The 22,118-nt window shown below is 65.6% G+C and carries 19 protein-coding genes and 2 tRNA genes; 12 read left to right on the forward strand and 9 right to left on the reverse strand.

The features are described from left to right. Positions 1-94 precede the first annotated feature (94 nt). Positions 95-568, forward strand: a complete 474-nt coding sequence (gene greA, locus FBX97_RS04145) for a transcription elongation factor GreA (protein ID WP_141828949.1) — start codon at positions 95-97, stop codon at positions 566-568. A 4-nt stretch (positions 569-572) separates the two neighbouring features. After that, positions 573-1,040, forward strand: coding sequence for a DUF4149 domain-containing protein (locus FBX97_RS04150; RefSeq protein WP_141828950.1), 468 nt, complete (start codon positions 573-575; stop codon positions 1,038-1,040). Between the two features lie 90 nt (positions 1,041-1,130). On the opposite strand, the gene yhbY is transcribed toward FBX97_RS04150, so the two are convergent. Beyond that, positions 1,131-1,598, reverse strand: a complete 468-nt coding sequence (gene yhbY, locus FBX97_RS04155) for a ribosome assembly RNA-binding protein YhbY (RefSeq protein WP_141828951.1) — start codon at positions 1,596-1,598, stop codon at positions 1,131-1,133. Between the two features lie 45 nt (positions 1,599-1,643). On the opposite strand from yhbY, the gene FBX97_RS04160 reads away from it, so the two are divergent. The 7 genes from FBX97_RS04160 (at position 1,644) to FBX97_RS04190 (ending at position 8,104) form a co-directional block, all read left to right on the forward strand. Beyond that, the gene (locus FBX97_RS04160; RefSeq protein ID WP_141828952.1) at positions 1,644-2,291 is read left to right on the forward strand and encodes an RlmE family RNA methyltransferase; all 648 of its coding nucleotides are present in this window, start codon (positions 1,644-1,646) and stop codon (positions 2,289-2,291) included. A gap of 265 nt (positions 2,292-2,556) precedes the next feature. After that, on the forward strand, positions 2,557-4,443 hold the full coding sequence (ftsH, locus tag FBX97_RS04165) for an ATP-dependent zinc metalloprotease FtsH (RefSeq protein WP_141828953.1): 1,887 nt from the start codon (positions 2,557-2,559) through the stop codon (positions 4,441-4,443). Positions 4,444-4,533: 90 nt separating this feature from the next. After that, positions 4,534-5,376 carry a dihydropteroate synthase gene (folP, locus tag FBX97_RS04170; RefSeq protein WP_141828954.1) on the forward strand — a complete coding sequence of 281 codons (843 nt, stop codon included), beginning with the start codon at positions 4,534-4,536 and terminating at the stop codon, positions 5,374-5,376. A gap of 14 nt (positions 5,377-5,390) precedes the next feature. Further along, positions 5,391-6,731 (forward strand): phosphoglucosamine mutase, encoded by a 1,341-nt coding sequence (glmM, locus tag FBX97_RS04175; protein WP_141828955.1) that lies wholly within the window; start codon positions 5,391-5,393, stop codon positions 6,729-6,731. Between the two features lie 70 nt (positions 6,732-6,801). Next, positions 6,802-6,878 (forward strand) — tRNA-Pro (locus FBX97_RS04180). An 80-nt stretch (positions 6,879-6,958) separates the two neighbouring features. Continuing rightward, a tRNA-Arg gene (locus FBX97_RS04185) sits at positions 6,959-7,035 on the forward strand. 103 nt (positions 7,036-7,138) lie between these two features. Next, on the forward strand, positions 7,139-8,104 hold the full coding sequence (locus FBX97_RS04190) for an MBL fold metallo-hydrolase (protein ID WP_255517286.1): 966 nt from the start codon (positions 7,139-7,141) through the stop codon (positions 8,102-8,104). A gap of 15 nt (positions 8,105-8,119) precedes the next feature. Here FBX97_RS04190 and FBX97_RS04195 read toward each other — a convergent pair whose 3' ends face one another. Next, positions 8,120-9,349 carry a family 1 glycosylhydrolase gene (locus FBX97_RS04195; RefSeq protein WP_255517287.1) on the reverse strand — a complete coding sequence of 410 codons (1,230 nt, stop codon included), beginning with the start codon at positions 9,347-9,349 and terminating at the stop codon, positions 8,120-8,122. Between the two features lie 207 nt (positions 9,350-9,556). Here FBX97_RS04195 and FBX97_RS04200 point away from each other — a divergent pair, with 207 nt between their 5' ends. From FBX97_RS04200 to FBX97_RS04210, 3 genes are all read left to right on the forward strand, one after another. Then, a complete protein-coding gene (locus FBX97_RS04200) occupies positions 9,557-11,419 on the forward strand; it encodes an energy transducer TonB (protein ID WP_141828957.1) in 1,863 nt (620 codons plus the stop codon). 153 nt (positions 11,420-11,572) lie between these two features. After that, positions 11,573-12,718, forward strand: a complete 1,146-nt coding sequence (locus FBX97_RS04205; RefSeq protein WP_141828958.1) for a polysaccharide biosynthesis/export family protein — start codon at positions 11,573-11,575, stop codon at positions 12,716-12,718. Positions 12,719-12,772: 54 nt separating this feature from the next. Continuing rightward, positions 12,773-15,061 carry a polysaccharide biosynthesis tyrosine autokinase gene (locus FBX97_RS04210; RefSeq protein WP_141828959.1) on the forward strand — a complete coding sequence of 763 codons (2,289 nt, stop codon included), beginning with the start codon at positions 12,773-12,775 and terminating at the stop codon, positions 15,059-15,061. Between the two features lie 486 nt (positions 15,062-15,547). On the opposite strand, the gene FBX97_RS04215 is transcribed toward FBX97_RS04210, so the two are convergent. The 7 genes from FBX97_RS04215 to FBX97_RS04245 all read right to left on the reverse strand — a co-directional run bounded on the left by FBX97_RS04215 (position 15,548) and on the right by FBX97_RS04245 (position 22,094). Beyond that, on the reverse strand, positions 15,548-16,741 hold the full coding sequence (locus FBX97_RS04215) for an acyltransferase (protein ID WP_185748466.1): 1,194 nt from the start codon (positions 16,739-16,741) through the stop codon (positions 15,548-15,550). Positions 16,742-16,812: 71 nt separating this feature from the next. Continuing rightward, positions 16,813-17,463, reverse strand: coding sequence for a hypothetical protein (locus FBX97_RS04220; RefSeq protein ID WP_141828961.1), 651 nt, complete (start codon positions 17,461-17,463; stop codon positions 16,813-16,815). Between the two features lie 10 nt (positions 17,464-17,473). Then, positions 17,474-18,118 (reverse strand): sugar transferase, encoded by a 645-nt coding sequence (locus FBX97_RS04225; RefSeq protein ID WP_141828962.1) that lies wholly within the window; start codon positions 18,116-18,118, stop codon positions 17,474-17,476. Then, a complete protein-coding gene (locus FBX97_RS04230) occupies positions 18,115-19,299 on the reverse strand; it encodes a DegT/DnrJ/EryC1/StrS aminotransferase family protein (protein ID WP_141828963.1) in 1,185 nt (394 codons plus the stop codon). Before FBX97_RS04230 ends, FBX97_RS04225 begins: the two co-directional genes overlap by 4 nt. Beyond that, complete coding sequence (locus tag FBX97_RS04235) at positions 19,292-20,551, reverse strand: glycosyltransferase family 4 protein (RefSeq protein WP_141828964.1); 1,260 nt, start codon at positions 20,549-20,551, stop codon at positions 19,292-19,294. Before FBX97_RS04235 ends, FBX97_RS04230 begins: the two co-directional genes overlap by 8 nt. After that, positions 20,548-21,405 (reverse strand): hypothetical protein, encoded by an 858-nt coding sequence (locus tag FBX97_RS04240; RefSeq protein WP_255517288.1) that lies wholly within the window; start codon positions 21,403-21,405, stop codon positions 20,548-20,550. Before FBX97_RS04240 ends, FBX97_RS04235 begins: the two co-directional genes overlap by 4 nt. After that, positions 21,402-22,094: a hypothetical protein gene (locus FBX97_RS04245; protein WP_141828965.1), complete on the reverse strand. Its 693-nt coding sequence runs from the start codon at positions 22,092-22,094 to the stop codon at positions 21,402-21,404. The genes FBX97_RS04240 and FBX97_RS04245 overlap by 4 nt, the downstream gene beginning before the upstream one ends. Between the last annotated feature and the right edge of the window lie 24 nt (positions 22,095-22,118).

Here is a 22,118-nt window from a genome sequence, read left to right on the forward strand (position 1 = left end):
CCACAGAGTTCGCGCGGCCTGCGCCGTGCGAACTCTGTGGTTTTCACTTTTTTCCAACGTACGTAACAGGGCGCCGCCCACCACAAGAGATACCATGAACACTCCATTGACCAAATTTGGCGCCGAACTCCTGAAGGAAGAACTGCACCAGCTCAAGACCAAGGAGCGCCGCAACGTGATCGACGCGATCGCCGAAGCGCGTTCGCATGGTGACCTGTCCGAAAACGCCGAGTACGATGCCGCCAAGGAGCGCCAGGCCTTCGTCGAAGGCCGTATCGCGGAGCTGGAGCAGAAGCTGTCGACCTGCCAGATCATCGACCCGGCCTCGCTGGATGCCGAAGGCCGCGTGGTGTTCGCTTCCACCGTCGACCTCGAAGACCTGGAAAGCGGCCAGAAGGTCACCTACCAGATCGTCGGCACCGACGAAGCCGACATCAAGATGAACAAGGTTTCGGTGACCTCGCCGATCGCGCGCGCCCTGATCGGCAAGTACGCCGGCGACGTGGTCGAAGTGCAGGCCCCGTCGGGTCCGCGCGAGTACGAGATCCTCGAAGTCCGCTACGTCTGAGCCGATGAACCCGGGCAGTAAGGTCCGCGCCTGGCTTCCCGCCCTGCGCCTGCTGCTGGCGGCCCTGTGGGCGGGCAGCATCTGGGGCGTCAGCTACCTGGCGGCGCCGAGTGCCTTTGCCGTGCTGGACAGCACCCAGGCCGGCAGCGTCGTCGGCACCATGCTGACGCGCGAAGCCTGGCTGGCGATGGTCCTTGCCGTGCTGCTGTGGCTGCTGGTGGCGGGGTCAGGCGACCTGGATGCGAAGCGCAGGCGCTGGCTGAACTGGACCGTGTTCGGCATGCTGGCCTGCAGCCTGGTCGTGTACCTGGGTTTGCAGCCGGTGATGGCCGCGATCCGCGAGTCGGCCGGTCCGGCAGGGGTGAGGGCGTCGCCGCAGTGGGGAACCTTCATGGCCTTGCACGGGGTGTCGCAGCTGCTGTACCTGGTCGAAAGCGTGCTGGGTGCCGTGCTGGTGATCAAGGCGCGTTGATACGGCGCCGGGGGCAGGCATAAAAAACCGGGGCACTGGCCCCGGTTGTTGTTTAATGGTGCACCCCGTTGGGCGCACGGTTGGCGCGCTTTACTTCAGGGCGCCTTTCTTGCTGCTGGTCTGACGCGGCTTGGCGCGCTTGATGTTGCCGCCCTGGGTCACGCGCTCGTTACCTTTCAGCAGGACCTTGGTGACACTCGGCTTCTTGGTGCCGCTCGGGCTCGGCTTGACGATGGTGACTTCGCGCAAGCCCTTGCCGGCACGCGTGGTGCGTTCCTTGACGGTGTCCGCCTTCGGGCGGTACAGCACCAGCAGCTTGCCGATGTGCTGCACCGGCGCGGCCTCGAGCTCTTCGCAGATCTGTTCGTAGATCGCGATGCGCGCTTCGCGGTCGTCGCCGAACACGCGGACCTTGATCAGGCCATGTGCATCCAGGCTGGAGGCGATTTCTTTCATGACGGCTTCGGTCAGGCCGGCTTCGCCGATCATGACGACGGGATTGAGCCCGTGCGCTTCCGCGCGCAGTGCGGAGCGTTCGGCCGGTGTAAGTTTGATCATAGTAATTCTTTTTGACGTACCAATTAAAAGTAGTATTTTACGCGAATGGCCAAGAACAAATTCAATAAAAACTGGATTCACGACCACATTAACGACCCGTATGTCAAATTGGCACAGAAAGAGGGTTATCGGGCGCGTGCGGCCTACAAGCTGAAAGAGATCGACGAGGCCGAAAAGCTGATCAAGCCGGGCCAGGTGATCGTCGACCTCGGCTGCACCCCGGGCAGCTGGGGCCAGTACACGCGGCGCAAGCTCGCCGGCGGCGAGGAGGGCAGCATCAAGGGCACGATGATCGGCCTCGACATCCTGCCGATGGAACCGATCGCCGACATGCATTTCATCCAGGGCGACTTCCGCGAAGAAAGCGTCCTGGACCAGCTCGGCGAGATCCTCGAGGGCCGCATGGCCGACCTGGTGTTGTCCGACATGGCACCGAACCTGTCCGGCATCCCGACTGCCGATGCCGCGCGCATGGAGCATTTGATCGATCTCGCTATTGAGTTTTCGCAAATGCACCTCAAGCCGACCGGCGCATTGTTAGTGAAGTGCTTCAAGGATATGGGCTTTACGCAGAACCTGGAGCGCTTCCGCGAAGAGTTCAAAGTGGTCAAACAGATCAAACCGAAGGCCAGCCGGGACAAATCTTCGGAAATCTTTTTGCTGGGACGTGGTCTGAAGAATCCAGCACAGTAAAAAATGCGATGAAAACCTGTGGAAACACCGGTTTCCGCCCTTGATATTCCGCTGTGACACCACACATCAGCAAAGGGTGGTGGGCCGCGGCGGCCTGCCAAGGGACGCCGGACGTTTTTCGGCGTCATTCGTGCGCCAGGGAATCAAAACCCGTTATAGTGTCGTTCAGGCATCATAAGCGGGTGTGCGTGGCACGGCCCGCTTTTGCGGTAAAATCCGCCTTTGAGAATATGGGAAAAGATGCATCCGCATCAGAGGAGTCTTCGTGAATAATATGTTTTCCAAATCCGCCATCTGGGTGGTGGTCGCACTGCTGTTGTTCATGCTGTTCAAGCAGTTCGATAACCACAGCACCGCGGGCGGCAGCAAGACCATTGCTTATTCCGAGCTGCTCGATGACGTGAAGGCGAAAAAGATCAAGGACGTGGTGATCGAAGGGTCGAGCATCACGGCAACTCGCCAGGATGACAGCAAGGTGCGCACCACTGCCACCATGCTGGACCGCGGCCTGATCGGCGACCTGCGCGACAATGGTGTGCGCTTCGACGTCAAACCGCCTGAGGAACCGTCGTTCCTGCAGCAAGTGTTCATTTCCTGGTTCCCGATGCTGTTGCTGATCGGGGTCTGGGTATTCTTCATGCGCCAGATGCAAGGCGGCGGCAAGGGCGGGGCTTTCTCGTTCGGCAAGTCGAAAGCGCGCATGATGGATGAAACCAACAATACGGTCACCTTCTCGGACGTCGCCGGCTGCGACGAGGCGAAGGAAGAAGTCGGCGAGATCGTCGACTTCCTGAAAGACCCGACCAAGTTCCAGAAACTCGGCGGCCGCATTCCTCGCGGCGTGCTGATGGTCGGTCCTCCGGGTACCGGTAAGACCCTGCTGGCGCGTGCCATCGCCGGCGAAGCGAAAGTGCCGTTCTTCTCGATCTCGGGTTCCGACTTCGTCGAGATGTTCGTCGGCGTGGGCGCATCCCGTGTGCGCGACATGTTCGAGAACGCGAAGAAGCACTCGCCCTGCATCATCTTCATCGACGAGATCGACGCCGTCGGCCGCCATCGCGGCGCCGGCATGGGCGGCGGTAACGACGAGCGCGAACAGACGCTGAACCAGCTGCTGGTCGAGATGGACGGTTTCGAAGCGTCTTCGGGCGTGATCGTGATCGCCGCCACGAACCGCGCCGACGTGCTGGACAAGGCGCTGCTGCGTCCGGGCCGTTTCGACCGCCAGGTGATGGTCGGCCTGCCGGACATCCGCGGCCGTGAGCAGATCCTGAACGTGCACATGCGTAAAGTGCCGATCGGCACCGACGTCAAGGCCGACATCCTGGCCCGCGGTACTCCGGGCTTCTCCGGCGCCGACCTGGCCAACCTGGTCAACGAAGCTGCCCTGTTCGCCGCGCGCCGCAGCAAGCGCCTGGTCGAGATGATCGACTTCGAAGACGCCAAGGACAAGATCTACATGGGTCCGGAGCGCAAGTCGATGGTGATGCGCGAGGAAGAGCGCCGCAACACGGCTTACCACGAGTCGGGCCACGCGGTTATCGCCAAGCTGTTGCCGAAGGCCGATCCGGTGCACAAGGTCACGATCATGCCGCGCGGCTATGCCCTCGGCCTGACCTGGCAGTTGCCGGAACACGACAGCCTGTCCGGTTACAAGGACAAGATGCTGGAAGAGATTTCGATCCTGTTCGGTGGCCGTATTGCCGAGGAAATCTTCGTCGGCCAGATGTCGACCGGCGCCTCGAACGACTTCGCCCGTGCCACCAAGCTGGCCCGTTCGATGGTGACCCGCTTCGGTATGTCGGAAAGCATGGGCGTGATGGTGTATGAAGATGATGCGAACGAAGGCTTCTTCGGCGGTTCGGTGAAAACCATCTCCGAAGCGACCCAGCAAAAGGTCGATGCCGAGATCCGCAACATCCTCGATACGCAGTACGCGCTGTCGCGCCGCCTGCTGGAAGAGAACCGCGACAAGGTCGAAATCATGACCAAGGCGCTGCTGGAATGGGAAACCATCGATGCCGAGCAAATCAACGACATCATGGCCGGCCGTCAGCCGACCCCGCCGAAATCGGTGCAGCTGACCAAGCGTAACCCACCGGGCGACACCGGTTCGGGCGGCGTTCCGACGAACGCCCCGGCACCCGCCTGATTGTTTGAAGATGTAAAAAAGGCACCCCATGCGGGTGCCTTTTTTTATTATTCCGTATTATTCATTTTTGCTTTTCCATCAGCTTCCCTTATGTCACGTCAGTATCTGCAGTGCGGCCGTTTCGACTTCGACCTGGCCAAGCGTCCCCTGGTCATGGGCATCCTGAACATCACGCCCGATTCCTTTTCCGACGGCGGGCGCCACCATGCGCTCGAGTTCGCGGTCGAGGGCGCCGAGCAGATGATCAAGGATGGCGTCGACATCATCGACATTGGCGGCGAATCCACCCGGCCGGGCTCGCCCAGCGTGCCGGTCGAGGAAGAACTGCGCCGCGTGATGCCGGTGATCTACGCCTTGCGCGAACTGGGCGTGCCGCTGTCGATCGATACCTGCAAGCCCGAAGTGATGCGCGAAGCCATCCTCGCCGGTGCCGACATGATCAACGACATCAACGGTTTCCGCGCGCCCGGCGCCCTGGAAGCGGTGTGCCGCAGCGACGTCGGCTTGTGCGTGATGCACATGCAGGGCACGCCCCAGGACATGCAGGCGCAGCCCGTCTATGGCGACGTCGTGGCCGAGGTCATCGGCTTCCTGCGCGCGCGCGTGGATGCCCTGGTGGCCGGCGGTGTGGTGCGCGAGCGCGTCACGATTGATCCGGGATTTGGTTTTGGCAAGACTGTCGAGCATAATGTCGCTTTGCTTAGAGGAATTTCCGATATGCAACGCGAACTCGGGCTGCCAGTGCTGGCCGGGCTGTCGCGCAAGTCGATGGTTGGCGCCCTGACCGGCAAGCCGCTGGAGCAGCGCGTGGCCGGCAGCATTGGCGGCGCGCTGGCTGCGGTAGCGCAGGGTGCGCGCATCGTGCGGGTTCATGATGTGGCAGAGACGGTCGATGCATTGAAGGTATTTCAGGCTGGCACTAAGAACAATTGAAAAGCGAGAACGGAATGGCACGTAAATATTTTGGTACGGACGGCGTCCGCGGTCTGGTCGGCGAAGGCCCCATCACCCCGGAATTCGTGATGCGGCTCGGTTATGCCGCCGGCAAGGTGCTGGCCAAGGGCGGTGGCGGCCAGAGCGGGCGCTCGACGGTGCTCATCGGCAAGGACACGCGGATTTCCGGCTACATGCTGGAAGCCGCGCTGGAAGCCGGCTTTTCGGCTGCCGGCGTCGACGTCATGCTGGCCGGCCCGATGCCGACCCCGGCCATCGCCTACCTGACCCGCGCGCTGCGGCTGCAGGCCGGCGTCGTCATCTCGGCCTCGCACAACCCCTTCCAGGACAACGGCATCAAGTTCTTCTCGGGCCACGGCACCAAGCTGCCGGACGCGGTCGAACTCGAGATCGAAGACGCGATCGACCAGCCGATGGGTTGCGTGCCGTCCGAGAAGCTGGGCCGCGCGAGCCGCCTGCGCGACGCCCAGGGCCGCTACATCGAATTCTGCAAGAGCACCTTCCCGAACGAACTCGACCTGCGCGGCCTGAAGATCGTGGTCGACTGCGCCCACGGCGCCGCCTACAACATCGCGCCGCACGTCTTCCACGAACTCGGCGCCGAAGTCATCGAACTCGGCACCAAGCCTGACGGCTTCAACATCAACGCCGGCGTCGGCGCCACCGCGCCCAAGGCCATGGCCCAGGCAGTGGTCGAGCACAAGGCCGACCTCGGCATTGCGCTCGACGGCGATGCCGACCGCCTGATCATGTGCGACGCCAGCGGCCGCCTGTACAACGGCGACGAGCTGCTGTACGTCATGGTGCGCGCACGCATGGCCACCGGCAAGGTCGAGGGCGCCGTCGGCACCCTGATGACCAACATGGCGCTCGAAGTCGCCTTCAAGGAGATGGGCGTCGGTTTCGCACGCGCCAAGGTCGGCGACCGCTACGTGCTGGAAATGATGCAGGAGAAGGGCTGGCTGTTCGGCGGCGAAGGCTCCGGCCACCTGCTGGCACTGGACCGCCACACCACCGGCGACGGCATCGTCTCGGCACTGCAGGTGCTGGAAGCGCTGCGCCGCAGCAAGACCAGCCTGGCCGACTGCTGCAGCGACCTCAAGCTGTACCCGCAGACCCTGGTCAACGTGCGCGTGCAGCCCGGCTTCGAGTGGACCAAAAACAGCGCCGTCGTCGCCGAAAAGGAAGCTGTCGAACGCGAACTCGGCAACAGCGGCCGCGTGCTCATCCGTGCGTCCGGCACCGAACCGCTGGTGCGCGTGATGGTCGAGGCCAAGGAAGCCGAGCTGGCCGAGCGCATGGCGCGCCGCATTGCCTCGCTGGTCGAGGCCTGAGGCCCGGCTTTACCGGGTTGGCATCGGGCGCGTTGACGCTGGCGGTCCGGCGGGGTATGATCGCCCCAATCGGAGTGTAGCGCAGCCCGGTAGCGCACCTGGTTTGGGACCAGGGGGTCCAAGGTTCGAATCCTTGTACTCCGACCACCGTTCAAAGCGGGCTGTCGTCGACGGCCCGTTTTCGTTTTTCTCCATGTCCCGAAACGCCTCCCGGCGGCTTCAACGATCTGCCCATAGCTCAGTTGGATAGAGCATCAGCCTTCTAAGCTGAGGGTCGCTGGTTCGAACCCAGCTGGGCAGGCCATCCCGTGTTTTACTCAGGCAAGCGAACGACGCATGCTGATTCTTCGTGTTAGTGTCCTTTTCGACAACAACATGCCCGTCGGGCCAGGATACGAGGAAAAATCATGCTGCACCACCATTTGCTGGGGCGTGCCGCCATGTCGGCGGCACTCGTCTGTTCCCTTACCATCTGCGTGGGCGCGCATGCCCAGCAGGCGCCGGCACCGGCAGCCACCGCCGATACCCGGACACTGACGCTGCCGGCCGGCAGCGCCGCTCCGGCCGCCGCCGAAGGCAGCGTCCAGTTCATCGGCACCGCGACCGTGCTGATCCGCTACCAGGGCTTCACCATCCTGACCGATCCCAACTTCCTGCACAAGGGCGACCACGTGCACCTCGGCTATGGCCTCACGTCCGAGCGCATGACCAACCCGGCAATCGAGCTCGACCAGCTGCCGCCGATCGACCTGGTGGTGCTGTCGCACATGCACGAAGACCACTTCGATAAACTGGTACAGGAAAAGCTGGCCAGGGACACGCCGATCGTCTCGACCCCGGAAGCGGCCGAAGCGCTCAGGCAGCTCGGCTTTACGCGTACCATCGGCCTGTCGAAATGGAGCAAGCTCGAGGTCGAAAAAGGCGATGCCCGGCTGCGCATCACCGCCGCGCCGGGCCGCCACGGCAAGCTCGGCATGCAGGCCCTGCTCCCGACGGTGATGGGGTCGGTGCTGGACTTCGGGCCGGACACTGCCGCGCCCAGCTACCGGATGTACATCAGCGGCGATACGCTGGTGTACGACGACTTGCAGAACATCCCGCAGCGTTTCCCGGGCATCGACCTGGCACTGCTGCACCTGGGCGGTACCCGCATCCTGGGCGTGTTCAAGGTCACCATGGACGGCAAGGATGGCGTCCAGTTGATGCAGATCGTGCAGCCGCGCCACGCGATCCCGATCCACTACAACGATTACGACGTGTTCAAGTCGCCGCTGGCCGACTTTGCGCGCGAGGTCAAGGAAGCCGGACTCGAACAGAAGGTGACTTACCTGGCGCATGGCCAGACCTATCGCTTCACGCCGGCCCGGCGCTGATGCCCGGCCGAGTTCTTATTCGCGTTCCTCGGTATTCGGCGCCAGCGTCTGGTTCTCCTCGAAGGGCCAGCCGCTGTAGGGTTCGATGTGGCGCTGGAACTCGTGCGGCATCACGATCGGCACCTGCAGGCAGACGCTCTGGGTCGGCAAGACTTCCATCCAGTCGCGCACCAGTTCCTTGTAGGCCAGGCCGACAGGGCGGATCTTGCGGTCGAGGTCGTACAAACCGAGCGCATTGACGTTGCCGTTGTTCTCGCGCAGCGCCGTGTCCCAGTCGACCTGGTCGGTCAGCGAATACCAGGTGAAGCCGACCAGCGGCACGCCGTTATTGCGCACCCGCAGCACGTTGGCCCATTCCTTGCGCAGCCAGTTGACCGCCTCGTCGCCGCGCGGCCCCTGGCACATATTGGTCTCGGTGTGCATCACCGGCAGGCGGTAGCGGTTGTAGTACTGGTGGGTGATGACGGCGTAGCCGAAGATCTCGCCGGCGGAGCGCGTCAGGCCGTCGGGCGAGACGTAGTGCTCGTTGGTCTCGTAATAATCGTTGCCCATGATGCAGTGGTGCTTCAGATTATTTTGCAGGAAGAAATGGTACTCCTCGCGCGTCATGCCGTTGTCGAGCAGGTACTCGTACATCTCGGAATCGACGCGCCTGCCGTAATTGAGGTCGAGCGACAGGAAGCGCCGCGCATTGAACTTTTCGGCGGGGCCGATGGCGGCGGGACGCTCGGCGTGGAAGTATTCGGTCGACTCGCTCTGCACGAACAGCGCGTCCGGACGGACTTTCAGGATCGCATGCATGGCCAGGACGTTGGCCTTGACGATGTGTTTGAGCGCGGTCACATAGCCCTGGTCGGTCGTCGTCTGTTCGTTCCACCAGCCGTACAATGCGGAAAACAGCGCGCAGATCGACATTTCGTTGATCGGCGTGTACAGCTGGATCCAAGGATAACGGCGCGCAAAGGCACCGGCATAGTCGGCAAACAGGGCGGGAAAATCCGGATTCTGGAAATTGCCCACCCAGTCGGGTACGCCGAAGTGGCACAGGTCGACGATCGACGCGATATTCCGGTGGCGCAGGTCGTTGAAGACGAGATCGGAAAATTCCCAGTCGTAGCGGCCCGGCGCGAGCCAGGTCCGGTGCAGCGGCGGTCCGTAACGCAGCACCTTCAGCCCCAGTTCCTCGATCAGGTCGAAATCGGTTTTCCAGTAACGGTAGTGGCCGCACTTTTCCAGCTCGTCCATTCGCACGCGGCCGTGCTGGATAGTTGGATTACTGTTCTCGATACCGGTCGCAAATATGAAACCTGGAGACATGCAAACCCCTTGCTGCTGATCGTGCCAACCATTGTAGCCGCAATCTCGGCAGCGCTCCGAAGCGTGCGCGCCCGCCAGTACGCCGCGTGTAGGCTATGATTATCCTCTGACAATATTTCACATAAAGCAACCAGCATGTCGAATGCCGCCGTGGCCGTCAGTGCCGCCTCCATGGACCCGTCCCAGCGCCGTCTTGCCTGGGGACTGCTGGTGTCGCTGTTGCTGCATGGTCTGCTGCTGGTACTGCATTTCGGCGTGCCTGGGCTGCACCCCGGGGCTGGTGGGCCGTTGACCGTGCAATTGGCGCCCAGCGCGCCGCTGCCGTTGCCGCTGCCCGTCCAGATGCCGCCGCCTTTGCCGCAGGTGGCGCTGCCGCCGCCTGCCGTAACCCAGCCGGTCCCGCTGCCAGCGCCTTCGACGCCGCCCGCGGCGCCATCGCCCGTGATGCCCGTGCCGGCGCCGGCAACGGCGGCCGGGACGGCCCCGCGTCCGCTGCGCCAGGGTTTCAGTCTGCTCGATCCCGTGCCTGCCCCGGTCCCTGCGCCGCTACCGTCCGCGCCGCCGCCTGCCGCCACCGTGACGCCGCGCCGTTCGCCACGCCGCCGCGTACGCCCCAGGACGCCCGACGACACCTTGTCGGCACGCGTGATCGCTCAGGATACGCCGGCGGACAACGATTTCAAGTTGCCGCCCCCGGCTGCCGAGCCCGAGTCCGAACCCGATACCATGGCCAGCGCGCAGGCAACCGACGCGGCAGTGGAAGCGCCGCCCGAGCTGGCGTCCGAGGCCGATCCGCGCCAGCGCGAGGAAGAACGCGAGCGCCTGGCCGCCCAGCGTGAACGAGAACGCGAGGCGAGGCGCCGGACCGACGACCAGGCCGTGCTCGATGCAGCCGAGACGGCGGCGCGGGCCGAAGCCGGGCGCCGCAGCGCTGCGCTGGCCCGGCAAGGCGCTGCGGTCGAGGACGAACTGGTGCGGCAGCAACAGCGTAAAGAGGCGCGTCAGCGCGCCCTGGCCGAGCAACGGGTGGCCGAGCAGCAGCGCGAACGCGATGCGGCGCTGGCGCGTCAGGAAGCGGAGCGCCGGCTTGCTCGGCAGGTCGAACAGCAGCGTGTGGAGCAGCTGGCCGAGCAGCAGAGGGCGCGTGAACTGGCCGAGCAGCAGCGTACCCAGCAACTCGCCGAGCAGCAGCGTGCTCAGCAACTGGCCGAGCAGCAGCGAGCGCAGCAATTGGCCGAGCAGCAGCGGGCACAACAGCTGGCCGAGCAGCAACGCGCGCAGCAATTGGCCGAGCAGTTGGCCCGGCAGCAGGCCGAACAGCGCGCCGCCGACGAGCGTGCCCGGCAGCAGGCCGAGCAGCTGGCCCGCGAGCAGGCCGAAGAGGGTGCGCGCCGGCTGGCCCGGCAGGCCGCCCAGGAACGTGCGGGCCGCGACGGTGGTCCGGCGTCCGGCGCCGGTGCCGGGGAAGCGCGCGTTGCCGCGGGCGGCGGCCACGGCAGCGGTCCGGGCAGCGGGGCCGCGCCGCGCGCCGACCTGGGCGGCGGCGTGATGGCCCGTGCGCGCGAGGCGCTGCGCGGGATCGACATCGGCAAGCCCTTGCCGCCGGCGCTGCGTCCGGCCGAGGAAGCGCAGCGCGACCTGCGCCGCGCGCGCGCCGACGCCGCCAGCCGTGACGTGCCGCTGCGCATGTACATCGACAGCGTGCGCCAGAAGATCGAGCGCAACGCCATCGTCGGCGAGAACCTGCTGACCGAAGGCCTGGTGCGCACCTTCCCGATCGTCAGCGTGGCGATCCGCAGCGACGGCAGTATCGAGGAGGTGACCATCGTGCGCTCCAGCGGCCGCGCCGACATCGACGACATCGTGCGCCGTACCGTCAGCCTGAATGCCCGCTACGCGGCGTTTCCGCCGAACGTGGCCGCGCATTACGATGTGATCGAGCTGCGCCGCGTCTGGAGTTTCGCCGGCGTCCTCAAGCTGATCGAAGAGATGCGTTGACGGCCGGCCGGCCCCCTTTGACCTGAGCCAGCCGTTTGACTTAAGCCAAAGCCCTGCCTGTTGAGCAGCTTACCCTGACTCTGATCGCCAGAGGCTGGCAGCTCATACAACAGGCGCCACATGAATGCATCTACCAGGAAATTTCCCCTAAACATGGGCAGCGCGGTCCCGGCATGGACCCGTGCTCTGGCCAGGCATCTGGCCCCGCTGCCGGTGCTGTGCCTGGCCTTCGGGCTGGCCCTGGCGGGGTGCAGCGCACCGGGCATCCACTTCCGTTCCGGCACGAATGCCGGCGCCGACGAGCCTGCGCCACCCACCGAACTCATCACCGAAACGCTGCTCGCCAGCGAACGGCAGCAGAACCGCGCAGTAGCCAACCAGAACCTCGACCGCCTGCTGGTGCCGAACCCGCCACCCTATAAAATCGGCAGCGGCGACATCCTCTCGATCGTGGTGTGGGACCATCCCGAACTGGCCGGCGGCCTGACCGCGTCCGGCAATACCGATCCCGCCACCGCCGCGAGCGCGAGCGCGGTGCCGCAGGGCTTCGTGGTCGACCACCAGGGCCGCATCCAGTTTCCGCTGGTCGGGCTGCTGGTCATGGAAGGCCTGACCGAGGAACAGGCGCGCGGGCTGCTGACCACCCGCCTGGCCAAGTACCTGGCCCACCCCAACGTCACGCTGCGCGTGCAGGCCTACCGCAGCAAGCGCGTCTACATCGACGGCGAAGTCAAGTCGCCCGGCCTGCAGGCGATCAACGACATTCCGATGACCCTGGTCGAAGCGCTGAACCGTGCCGGCGGCCTGCTGCCCACCGCCGACCAGAGCCGCATCGCCCTCGAGCGCGGCCAGCAGCGCTACACCGTCAACCTGCGCGAGCTGGTCCAGAAGGGCGTCAATCCCGGCCTGGTGATGCTGGCGCCGGGCGATGTCGTGCGCGTGCATTCGCGCGACGAAAGCAAGGTGTTCGTGTCGGGCGAGGTGATCACGCCCAAGGCGCTGCTGATGCACGACGGCCGCCTGACGCTCAACGAAGCGCTCGGCGAAAGCGGTGGCATCAGCCCGCTGAGCGGTGACGCGCGCCAGGTCTACGTGGTCCGCAAGACGCCGGAGCGTACCCGGGTGTTCCAGCTCGATGCGCGCGTCGCCGGATCGCTGGCCATGGCCGAAGCTTTCGAGCTGCAGCCGAAGGACATCGTCTACGTTGCCGCGACGCCGCTGGCGAACTGGAACCGCCAGCTGAGCTTGCTGATCCCGGGTGCCCTGACGTCTGCCGTCACCGCCACCAACCGGCCCTGATCCGCGCCCATCCGCACCCACGAGTACCGACCCGATTCACGCACGGAGTATACGATGAGCAATGCCAGCGAGCAGCACGCACTGACCCAGGTGGCTTCCAGCCTGCCGATCCCCGGCGTGCCCTTCGATCCGCGCGTGGTCGAGGTCCCGCAGCAGGATCCGGGCTTCGACTTCAGGGGCCACCTGCACACCCTGTACGACAGCCGCTGGCTGATCGGGGGCATCACCGCCCTCATCACGCTGGTGGCGGTGCTGTACGCGCTGGTCGCCAAGCCGGTGTACGAAGCCAACCTGATGATCCACGTCGAGGAGGAAAGCCCGAACGCGTCGAAAAACATCCTGAGCGAAGCCTCGTCGCTGTTCGAGACCAAGAAGGCCGCGATCGCCGAAATGGAGCTGCTGCGCTCGCGCATGGTGGTATCGCGCGCGGTCGACAACCTGCAGCTGACCATCGACGTGCGGCCTAAATATTTTCCGATCGCCGGTTTCTGGTTTGCCAAGCAGAACGGCAGTTCCTTGTCGGAGCCCGGGCTGTTCGGCTACGGCGGCTATGCCTGGGGCGGCGAAAAGGCCGAGGTCTCGCTGTTCGAGGTGCCCGACGCCTGGCTCGGACGCGAGTTCACGCTGACAGCGTTGGGCAGCAAGCGCTTCCGCTTTTCCGGCGGCGGCCAGCGCATCGTGTTCGATGGCGACGTCGGCCTGCGCTACCGTGTGCCGACGCCCGAAGGCGTGATCGAACTGAAGGTCGACCGCATGGCCGCCAATCCCGGCGTGCGCTTCCAGCTGCGCCGGATGTCGAGCCTGGCCATGATCCAGGCGATCCAGAACACGCTGGTGATCGCCGAGCAGGGCAAGCAGTCCGGCATCATCGAAGTCAAGCTGCAGGGCGAGAATGCGCGCCGTACCCATGCCGTGCTGAGCGAGATCGGGCGCGAGTACATGCGCCAGAACCTGGCACGCAAGACCGAGGAAGCCGAGAAATCGCTGGCCTTCCTGAACCAGCAGCTGCCCATCCTCAAGCGCCAGCTGGAACAGGCCGAAGACCGCTACAACCAGTTCCGCAACGCCCACGGCACCGTCGACCTGCAGGAAGAGGCACGCATGACGCTGCAGCAGGCCGCCGCCGCGCGCGCCCGCCGCAACGACCTGATCCAGAAGAAAACCGAACTACTGGCGCGCTTCACCGAAGACCATCCGGTGGTGGCCGCCGTCAATCGCCAGCGCCGCGAAGTCGAGGCCGAGATCGAGTCGGTCAACGCCCGCATCAAGTCCATGCCGGTGCTCGAGCAGGACGAGGCGCGCCTCACGCGCGACATCAAGGTCAACACCGACCTGTACACCGCGCTGTCGAACACCGCCCAGCAGCTGCGCCTGATCTCGGTGGGCAGGGTCAGCAACGTGCGCATGGTCGATGCGCCGATCCCGCCCGAAAAACCGATCAAGCCGAACCGTCCATTGATCGTGGCGCTGGCGGTCGTCAGCGGCCTGTTCCTGGGCGCCCTGATCGCGCTGACGCGCAAGGCCATGATGGGCGGCATCGACGATCCGCAGAAGATCGAGCGTCTGCTGCGTGCGCGTGTCGTGTATGCCACGATCCCGCACAGCAGCAACCAGGACCGGCTGATGCGCAAGGCCAGGGGCGATCACGGTACGCTGCCGCTGCTGGCCAGCATCATCCCGGAAGACCCGGCCGTCGAAAGCCTGCGCAGCTTCCGCGCCGCCCTGCAATTCGCGATGCCGCACTTTCGCAACAACATCGTGATGTTCGCCGGGCCCACGCGCGGAATCGGCAAGTCCTTCGTCAGCGCCAACTTTGCCGCCGTGATGGCGGCCAGCGGCAAGCGCGTGCTGCTGATCGACGCCGACCTGCGCAACGGCCAGCTGCACCATTACTTCGGCGGCGGCCGCGAGCGCGGGCTGTCGCGCGCCATCCTCGGCAAGGCGAATGTGGAAGACGTGATCCACCACGACGTGGTCGAGAACCTGGATTTCATCCCCACCGGCGAACTGCCGCCGAACCGCTCCGAATTCCTGCTGCACCCGAGTTTCGGCAACCTGCTGCGCCAGGTGAGCGCGGCCTACGACCTGGTGCTGCTGGATCCGCCGCCGCTGCTAGCGATCGCGGATGCCCTGATCATCGGCGCGCACGCGGGCGCCGTCTTCATCGTCGCGCGTTCGGGCCAGACCAACGAATCCGAGATCAACGAGTCGATCAAGCGCCTGAACCACGCCGGCATCTCGCCCCAGGGTGTGCTGTTCAACGACATGGCGCCGCGTCTCGGGACTTACGGCGACTACCCGCGCATCGGCACCGCAGGGCGGATCGGTTTCAGCGGGGGCTGAGCGGATTGTCGATGGGAGTCGGGCTGCAGCCGCCGGCCCGGTCATCCCAGCCGATCGAACGGTGCGTCAAGCAGCGCTACCGAGGCCGGTTCCACCGAGGCCGGCTTATTCGTGCGAGAGGCGAACTCTAGCCACATTCATCGTGTCTAAACAGGCATGGAACTCGACGATGAATGCACGGATAGGCCTTCGTTCGGCAGCGCTAGCTATCCCGCTGACAGAGTCGTGGCGGTAGCGTTGCGCATGGGCCGTTCAGTCGAAGCCCTGTCGGGCCGGACCCGGCTCATTACCGAATATCTTGAAGAGATCTACCGGGAAGGTATCCGGCGCGGCATCGGCCGGCGCTGCTGCGCGGTGTGCCGGACCACATGCTTCGCTGCCTGCAGCCGGGCCGATACGCTGGCCCGGCGATACGGGGAATATGGGCGATATGGGCGAAACTGGCGATACCGACTGCGTACCCGGACCGATGCCGGGCACGCAGCCTTATTTGATCGACGCGGATACGATCGCCGGACGCCGCGTCTGCGACCGCAGGGCGTTCTTCAGCAGGCGCCGGATGCGGAAGGTATGCGACTCGAACAGCAGGTAGGAGAGATAGGCGGCAGCCATGATCGCGAGCAGCATGCCGAAGTAGATCGCGAAATCCGCCGGCTGGTTGGCCACCAGGCGGTTGCGGCCGAATTCCTGCATGCCCAGGTGGCGCAGCAGCTTGATCAGCGGTACGTGGATCACGTAGAGCGTGAACGAAAACTCGGACAGCAGATGGGCAGCGGGCGCGAGCGTGCGCATCCAGCCGGGGCTGGCGGCGAGCGGGCGCTGCATCGATGCGAGGAAGGCCAGCAGGGGCAGGCTGTACATCAGGTGTTTCACGAAGAGGCCAGGGTTCAGGTCGTCGTTCCCTTCGGTGGCGCGCAGAAAGACGAGGGCGGCGGCGGCAGCAAGGAGCAGGGCGGCGCGCACGGCCGTCGTGCAATCGATGCGCACGCGCGAGAACAGGGCGCCGAGCAGCCACAGGGCGAAATACACGGTCATCGATGCCGGCAGTCCCACGGCGGTCAGCACCAGCACGGTGGCGGCGACCAGCTGGCGTACCCGGGTGCGTCCGGTGAATACGATCAGCAGCAGGGGAAACTGCAGGTAGTACCAGGTCTCGTTGGACAGGCTCCACAATGCGTAATTGTCGGCGAAGGTCGGTACCAGCACGGTCTGCAGGCCGAGCAGGTTGCCGATGAAGCTGGCGGCCGAGTAATCGTTCGCGGCCGAGAAGTCGGCCTGCGCGAGCGACACGGTACCCGTAACCGCGCCGACGGCGAGCATCAGGCACAGGGCCGGTACCAGCACCGTCCACAACCGGGTGGCGCGGTCGATGGCGTAGGCGGTCATGGCGCCGGGCTGGTCGAGCTTGTTGAGCAGGCTGCCGCCGACCAGCCAGCCGCTGATCAGGAAGAACACGACAACCGCCTGATGCGAAAAGGCGGTGGCGAAGGCCAGTATCTGGTAGTACAGCGGCGGATCGGCGAGTTCGCGCAAGCCGGGAAACATTTCGGATCGCAGGTGCGCCGCCGCGACTTGCAGCGCCGCCAATCCGCGCAGCAGCGAAATCAGGAAGGAATGGGCCGAGTGGGTGTCGACCTGGCTCTGTCGCTGCCAATGCAGACGGAACGATGGGGTACGCATGCTACACATGGGAGTCTCCTGTCGAAAAGCATTCACTGCCGGGTAAAAAAAGCGTTTAAAACGGGGGCGCCTCAGCCGCATTGATCCCAGGGCACCGGTGCGCTATTGCCTGACAGGACCAGGGCGACCTTGATCATCCACCAGTTGAGCGGGGCCGAACGCAGCAGCCAGGCGCTGGCCAGGCAGGCCAGGGCTGCGCAGGCGATCGTGGCCGGTGTCGGCGCAAATGCGGGCGCGGCCGCAGGTGCCAGCGAAGTCACTGCGGTGACGGGCGTGCCGCGGGCAAGCCGCGCAGTGCACAGAAAGGCGCCGGCGCCGATCACCCAGCCGGCCGCGGCTTCGGCCAGCGTATGCTCGCCGGCATGGACGAGTGCCGCCGCGACCACGGCGGCCAGCGCCAGCGCCGCGGCGGCGGCCGGTACCCTGGCGCGTGCCATCCGCGCCGGCATGGCCAGGTAGCACAGGGTTGGGAAAACGGCGGCGAAGCCGGTCGCGTGACCGCTGACGGCCTTGAAGGCCAGGGCCGGCAAGCCGGTCGCCCAGCCCATGAAGGCGATCTTGGTGGCCGCCACCAAACCCAGCGCCAGTCCGAACCCGACGATCCAGCCGAGCGCGGCGCGCCAGGCGCGGGCGGCGAGCAGCCAGGCCGCGATCGCGCTGCCGAGCGGCAGGGTCAGCATCGGGTCACCCAGATGGAACAACTGGTACCAGCTCATGTGCATGCCGGGCCTCTTACCTGAGCACGGCCGCCAGGGTGCGGAAGATGATGCGCAGGTCGAGCCAGAACGAGCGTTCGCGCACGTAGCGCTGGTAGTACTCGAGCTTGACCGGCAGAATGGTCTCGACATAGGCGCGTTCGGGATCGGCGGCGCGTCCCAGGATCTCGCTTTCCTCCTTGTACAGGATCGACGCCAGGTCGGTGATGCCGGGCGCCACCGACAGGACGGCGGCGCGCGCCGCCGGCGGATAGCAGTCGACGTAGCGCGGCACTTCCGGACGCGGACCGACCAGGCTCATCGTGCCCTGCAGCACGTTGATCAGCTGCGGCAGCTCGTCCAGCTTGCTGCTGCGCAGGAAGCGGCCGGCACGCGTGATGCGCGGATCGCAGCCGACGGTGAGCTGGCGGCCGTCGTCGGGGCGGGCCACCATGGTGCGGAACTTGAGTATGTCGAAGCGCACGCCGTGGCGGCCGACCCGCTGCTGGCGGAACAGCACCGGGCCCGGCGAATCGAGCCGGACCCACAGCGCCAGCGCCAGCAGCAGCGGTGCCAGCAGCAGCAGGCCGATGCCGGCGGCGCACACGTCGAACAGGCGCTTGGCTACCTGCGCGCCGGTTCGATCGCGCTGTTGTTGCGGTTGCTTGTCGGCGGGCGTCATGCCAGCAGCTCATGCAGGGCGCGGATGACGCGGTCCTGGTCGGCGTCGGTCATCCTGGTGTAGAGCGGCAGCGTGAGCATGCGCTCGAAGCAGGCTTCGGCGACCGGGAACTGCGCCGGCGCCAGGCTACCGCTATCGCGCCAGTAGGGATGGCGGTGCAGCGGGATGAAGTGCACGCTGGTGCCGATGCCGCGTTCCGACAGCGCCTGGATCAGGGCGTCGCGCCCGAGCGGCGCCTGCGGCGCCAGGCGCACCACATACAGATGCCATGCGTGGGTGCTGGCGGCGCCGGCCCGTGCCGGCAGCTGCAGCGGCAGCCCGGCCAGGCCGGCGTCGTAGCGCTGCGCCAGCTGTTCGCGGCGGCGCGCGAAGCGGTCGATCTTGCGCAGCTGCTGGATGCCGATGGCCGAGGCGATGTCGGTCAGGTTGTACTTGAAGCCGGCGGCGACCACTTCGTAGAACCAGGCCGGCGTGCGCGACACGTAGCGGTTGAAGGCGTCCTGGCTGATGCCGTGGATGCGCATCAAGCGTACACGGCGTGCCAGTTCGGGGTCGCGCGTGACCACCATGCCGCCTTCACCGGTGGTCATGGTCTTGTTGGCGTAGAAGCTGAACACGGTGGCGTCGCTGCCGAGGGTACCGACCATCTGTCCCTTGTAGCGGGTGGGAAAGGCGTGCGCCGCGTCCTCGACCACGCGCAGGCCGTGGCGCCGCGCCAGTGCCAGCAGGGCATCCATGTCGCAGGCCAGGCCGGCGTAGTGCACCGGCATGATGGCGCGGGTGCGCGGCGTGATGGCAGCCTCGACGGCGGCGAGGTCGATGTTCATGTGGCCGGGGTCGACGTCGACCAGCACCGGCTGCGCGCCCAGGTAACGCACCACTTCGGCGGTGGCCGTGAAGGTCATGGTCGGCACGATCACCTCGTCGCCGGGGCCGATGCCGAGGCCTTCCAGGGCCAGATGCAGGCCAGCGGTGGCAGAGTTGACGGAGATCGCCTGCAGGTCGGGCTGGCCGAGGTAAGCGGCGAAATCGTGTTCGAACTGGCGCGTGACCGGCCCGGTCGTGACCCAGCCGGAGCGCAGGCAGGCCACCACGGCGTCGATCTCGGCGTCGTCGATGTCGGGCAGGGCGAAGGGCAGGAAGGGTTCGGCGGCGGATTCGAGACGGTCTTGTTCAGCCATGGCGCGCATCTCCAGCAAGGGCGGTTAAAAAGCGTTGTCCGAGCACCGGGTAGGTGTGGTTGGCGAGGGCATAGGCGCGGCCGCGCAGTCCGAGCGCGGCGCGGGCGTCGGCACCCAGTGCCAGCAGAGCGAGGATGCCGTCGGCCAGCGCTCCCGGGTCTTCCGGTGCCACGGTAAGTCCGCAGCCGGCCTCGGCCACCGGGTCGTTGCCGGCCTCGACCGCGTGGAGTACGGGACGGGCCGCCATCATGTAATCGATTAATTTATTAGGCGAGATGCCGAAGCGGTACAGCGGCTGCCGGCGCCAGCCGATATAGGCGAGGTCGAAGCGGCGTAGCAGCGCCGGCACCATGGCCTTCGGCACCGGATCGAAGAAGTGCACGTTGGCGAGGTCCATGTCGAGTGCGCGCCGTACCAGTGCCGCCTTGTCGGGTCCATTGCCGACCAGTACGAAGGCGACTGGCTTGTCGCGCAGCCGGGCGGCGGCGTCGAGCAGGGTGCCGAGTGCATTCGCCAGGCCATGGGTGCCGGCATAGCCGACCACGAATTTGCCGCGCATGCGCAAGGTGTCGAGCGCAGCATCGAGGGTGGGCGGCAGCGCATGCGTGTCCGCTTTTCCCTCGTCCTGCCATTCGGCCGGGTCGACGCCGTTCGGCACCAGGTGCAGCTTGTGCGGCGCCATGCCATGCGCCTCGAGGTGTTCGCGTACGCGCGGCAGGATCGAGACGATGGCGTCGGCCTGGCGGCAGGCGAAATCCTCGGCCGCCTGCAGCAGCATGATGAACGGATGCCAGCGCGAGTAGCCGCCCAGTTCCATCGGCGACAGCGGCCACAGGTCGTGCAGTTCGAACAGCAGGCGCGCGCCGGCGCGGCGGGCGATGCGCGCGGCCGGCCAGATGTCGAGCGGATAGGTGCTGGATGCAATCACCACGTCCGGCCGCAGGCTGCGCGCCAGCATGTCGGCATCGCGCCGCAGGCGCAGCACGAAGGCCAGCATGTTGCGCACCCGTCCGGCGCCGTTGCCGCGGTAAGGCGGCGTGGCCAGCCAGGTGTAGTGGATGCCGTCGATGGTCTCGTCCAGCCGCCCGGTGCCCTGCAGCTGTGGTGCCTGGCTGCGGATGTGCGATTCGGACGAGGCCACGATGTGCACGCGGTGCCCGAGGCGCACCCACTCGCGCGCCAGGTAATACGGACGGTATTCCATCCCGTGGCGCACCGAACCGGCATAGTGGTTGATGAGGAGGATGTTCATGTGTGCCACACCAGTTCTTCGGCCAGGCGCACCATGTTGCAGCGCGTGTTTTCGACCCAGTTGGTTTCCCACTGGACCGGGTGGGTCAGGAAGCAGATGCGCGCATGGCGGCCCAGCGCCTCGAAGGGCGAAACCGGGTAATAGAACACCGGATATGGACGATCGCTGACGTACAGGTCGAAGTGGCGCAGCAGCTCGTTGTCGTAGGATTCGCATTCGATGCCGCAGCGCCGGCGCAGCTCGGGATCGCGCAGCAGCTCGTGGTTGATCACCTTGAGGCGGCGGTTGGCGAAGTCGCCGTGGCTGGCCACCGTCGCCATCCGCAGGCCGAGTTCGGTGCTGATGCGCATGAAATTGCGCTCGAACTGGACGCGGATCTCGGGGAAGCACGCGCGCACTTCGCAGCCGCGGCGCAGCCGGTGGTGCTTGGCATAGGTGGCGACTTCCTCGTAGTGATAGCTGGCTTCGCTGCCGGCGGCTTCGATCGCGCGCATGAAGCCGATGTCGAGCGTGCTCAGACGGAAGTAGTAGCTGGCTCGCACCCCGTGCCTGACTTCGAGGTCGAACATCTTGCGCGCCGTGCGCAGGTCGCTGTCGATGTCGTGGCGGTGCACCAGTACCCGGGCCGGGCCGCCGTCGCCGCGCTGCACGGCGCGGTAGAAGTCGCGCACCGACAGCTGGGCATAGCCGGCCTGGCCGGCTTGCATCAGCAGCTTTTCGTATTCGGCCAGGCGCGACGGCATCAGGTAGTCGGCGTAGAGGCGCGAATACAGGCGGCGCAACAGCGACCGGCGCGGGGCGCGATGCGGGGCGCCGCGCGGGGGTGTGGGCAGCGGACGGAGCGAGGTGTTCATTGCTTGCTGTACTTCACGCGAAAGGGCTGGAATCCGAGAATCTGCTTGAACTGGCGCAGGCCGGGCTGGGCGCCGAAAAACGTGTCGTACATCAGGTAGCGCACCCGCTTGCTCTCGATCAGGCGCGAAGCGACCTCGACGACCAGCAAATGCATGATGCCGTCGTTGTTGCGCATGCCGATCAGGTGGGAAAAGGCGTCGAAGTTGCCGTAGTGGCCGACGTTGGCGTAGGCCACCAGCCTGCCTTCCGGGTTCAGTACGCCGTAGTAGCTGAAGTGGCCGAGCCGCTCGAACTGCGTGACCTTGTCCAGGTAGTGCTGGTCCATGCGCCGGCCCTGGCGCACGTCGAGCGAGGTGTTGATGGCGTGGATGTCGTCGACGTGGTCGTTGCGCTCGATCTCGCGGCAGACGTAGCCGCGGTTGCGGGCGCGCCGTGCATGCCAGGCGCCGTGGTTCTTGCCCTGGATGGTGTCGAGGTAGGCCGGCGTGTCGGTATAGCGTCCGAGGTCGATCAGGGCCGCGCCGATCGTCTTGTTGCGGATGATCTTGTAGCGCGGGTGCGGCCTCGTGAAATAACGGTAGGTCTTGTCGATGTCGTGCGGATCGATGCGCGTATCGAAGCACAGGCTGGCCACGGGCAGCTTGATGATCTGGCGGACGGTATCGACATGGCGGAAGAGGGCATTCATGGTCGCGGAAGGTCTCGTGGTCGG

This window comes from Herbaspirillum sp. SJZ107 (assembly GCF_006715485.1).
In the GTDB taxonomy this organism is placed as follows: Bacteria; Pseudomonadota; Gammaproteobacteria; order Burkholderiales; family Burkholderiaceae_D; genus Telluria.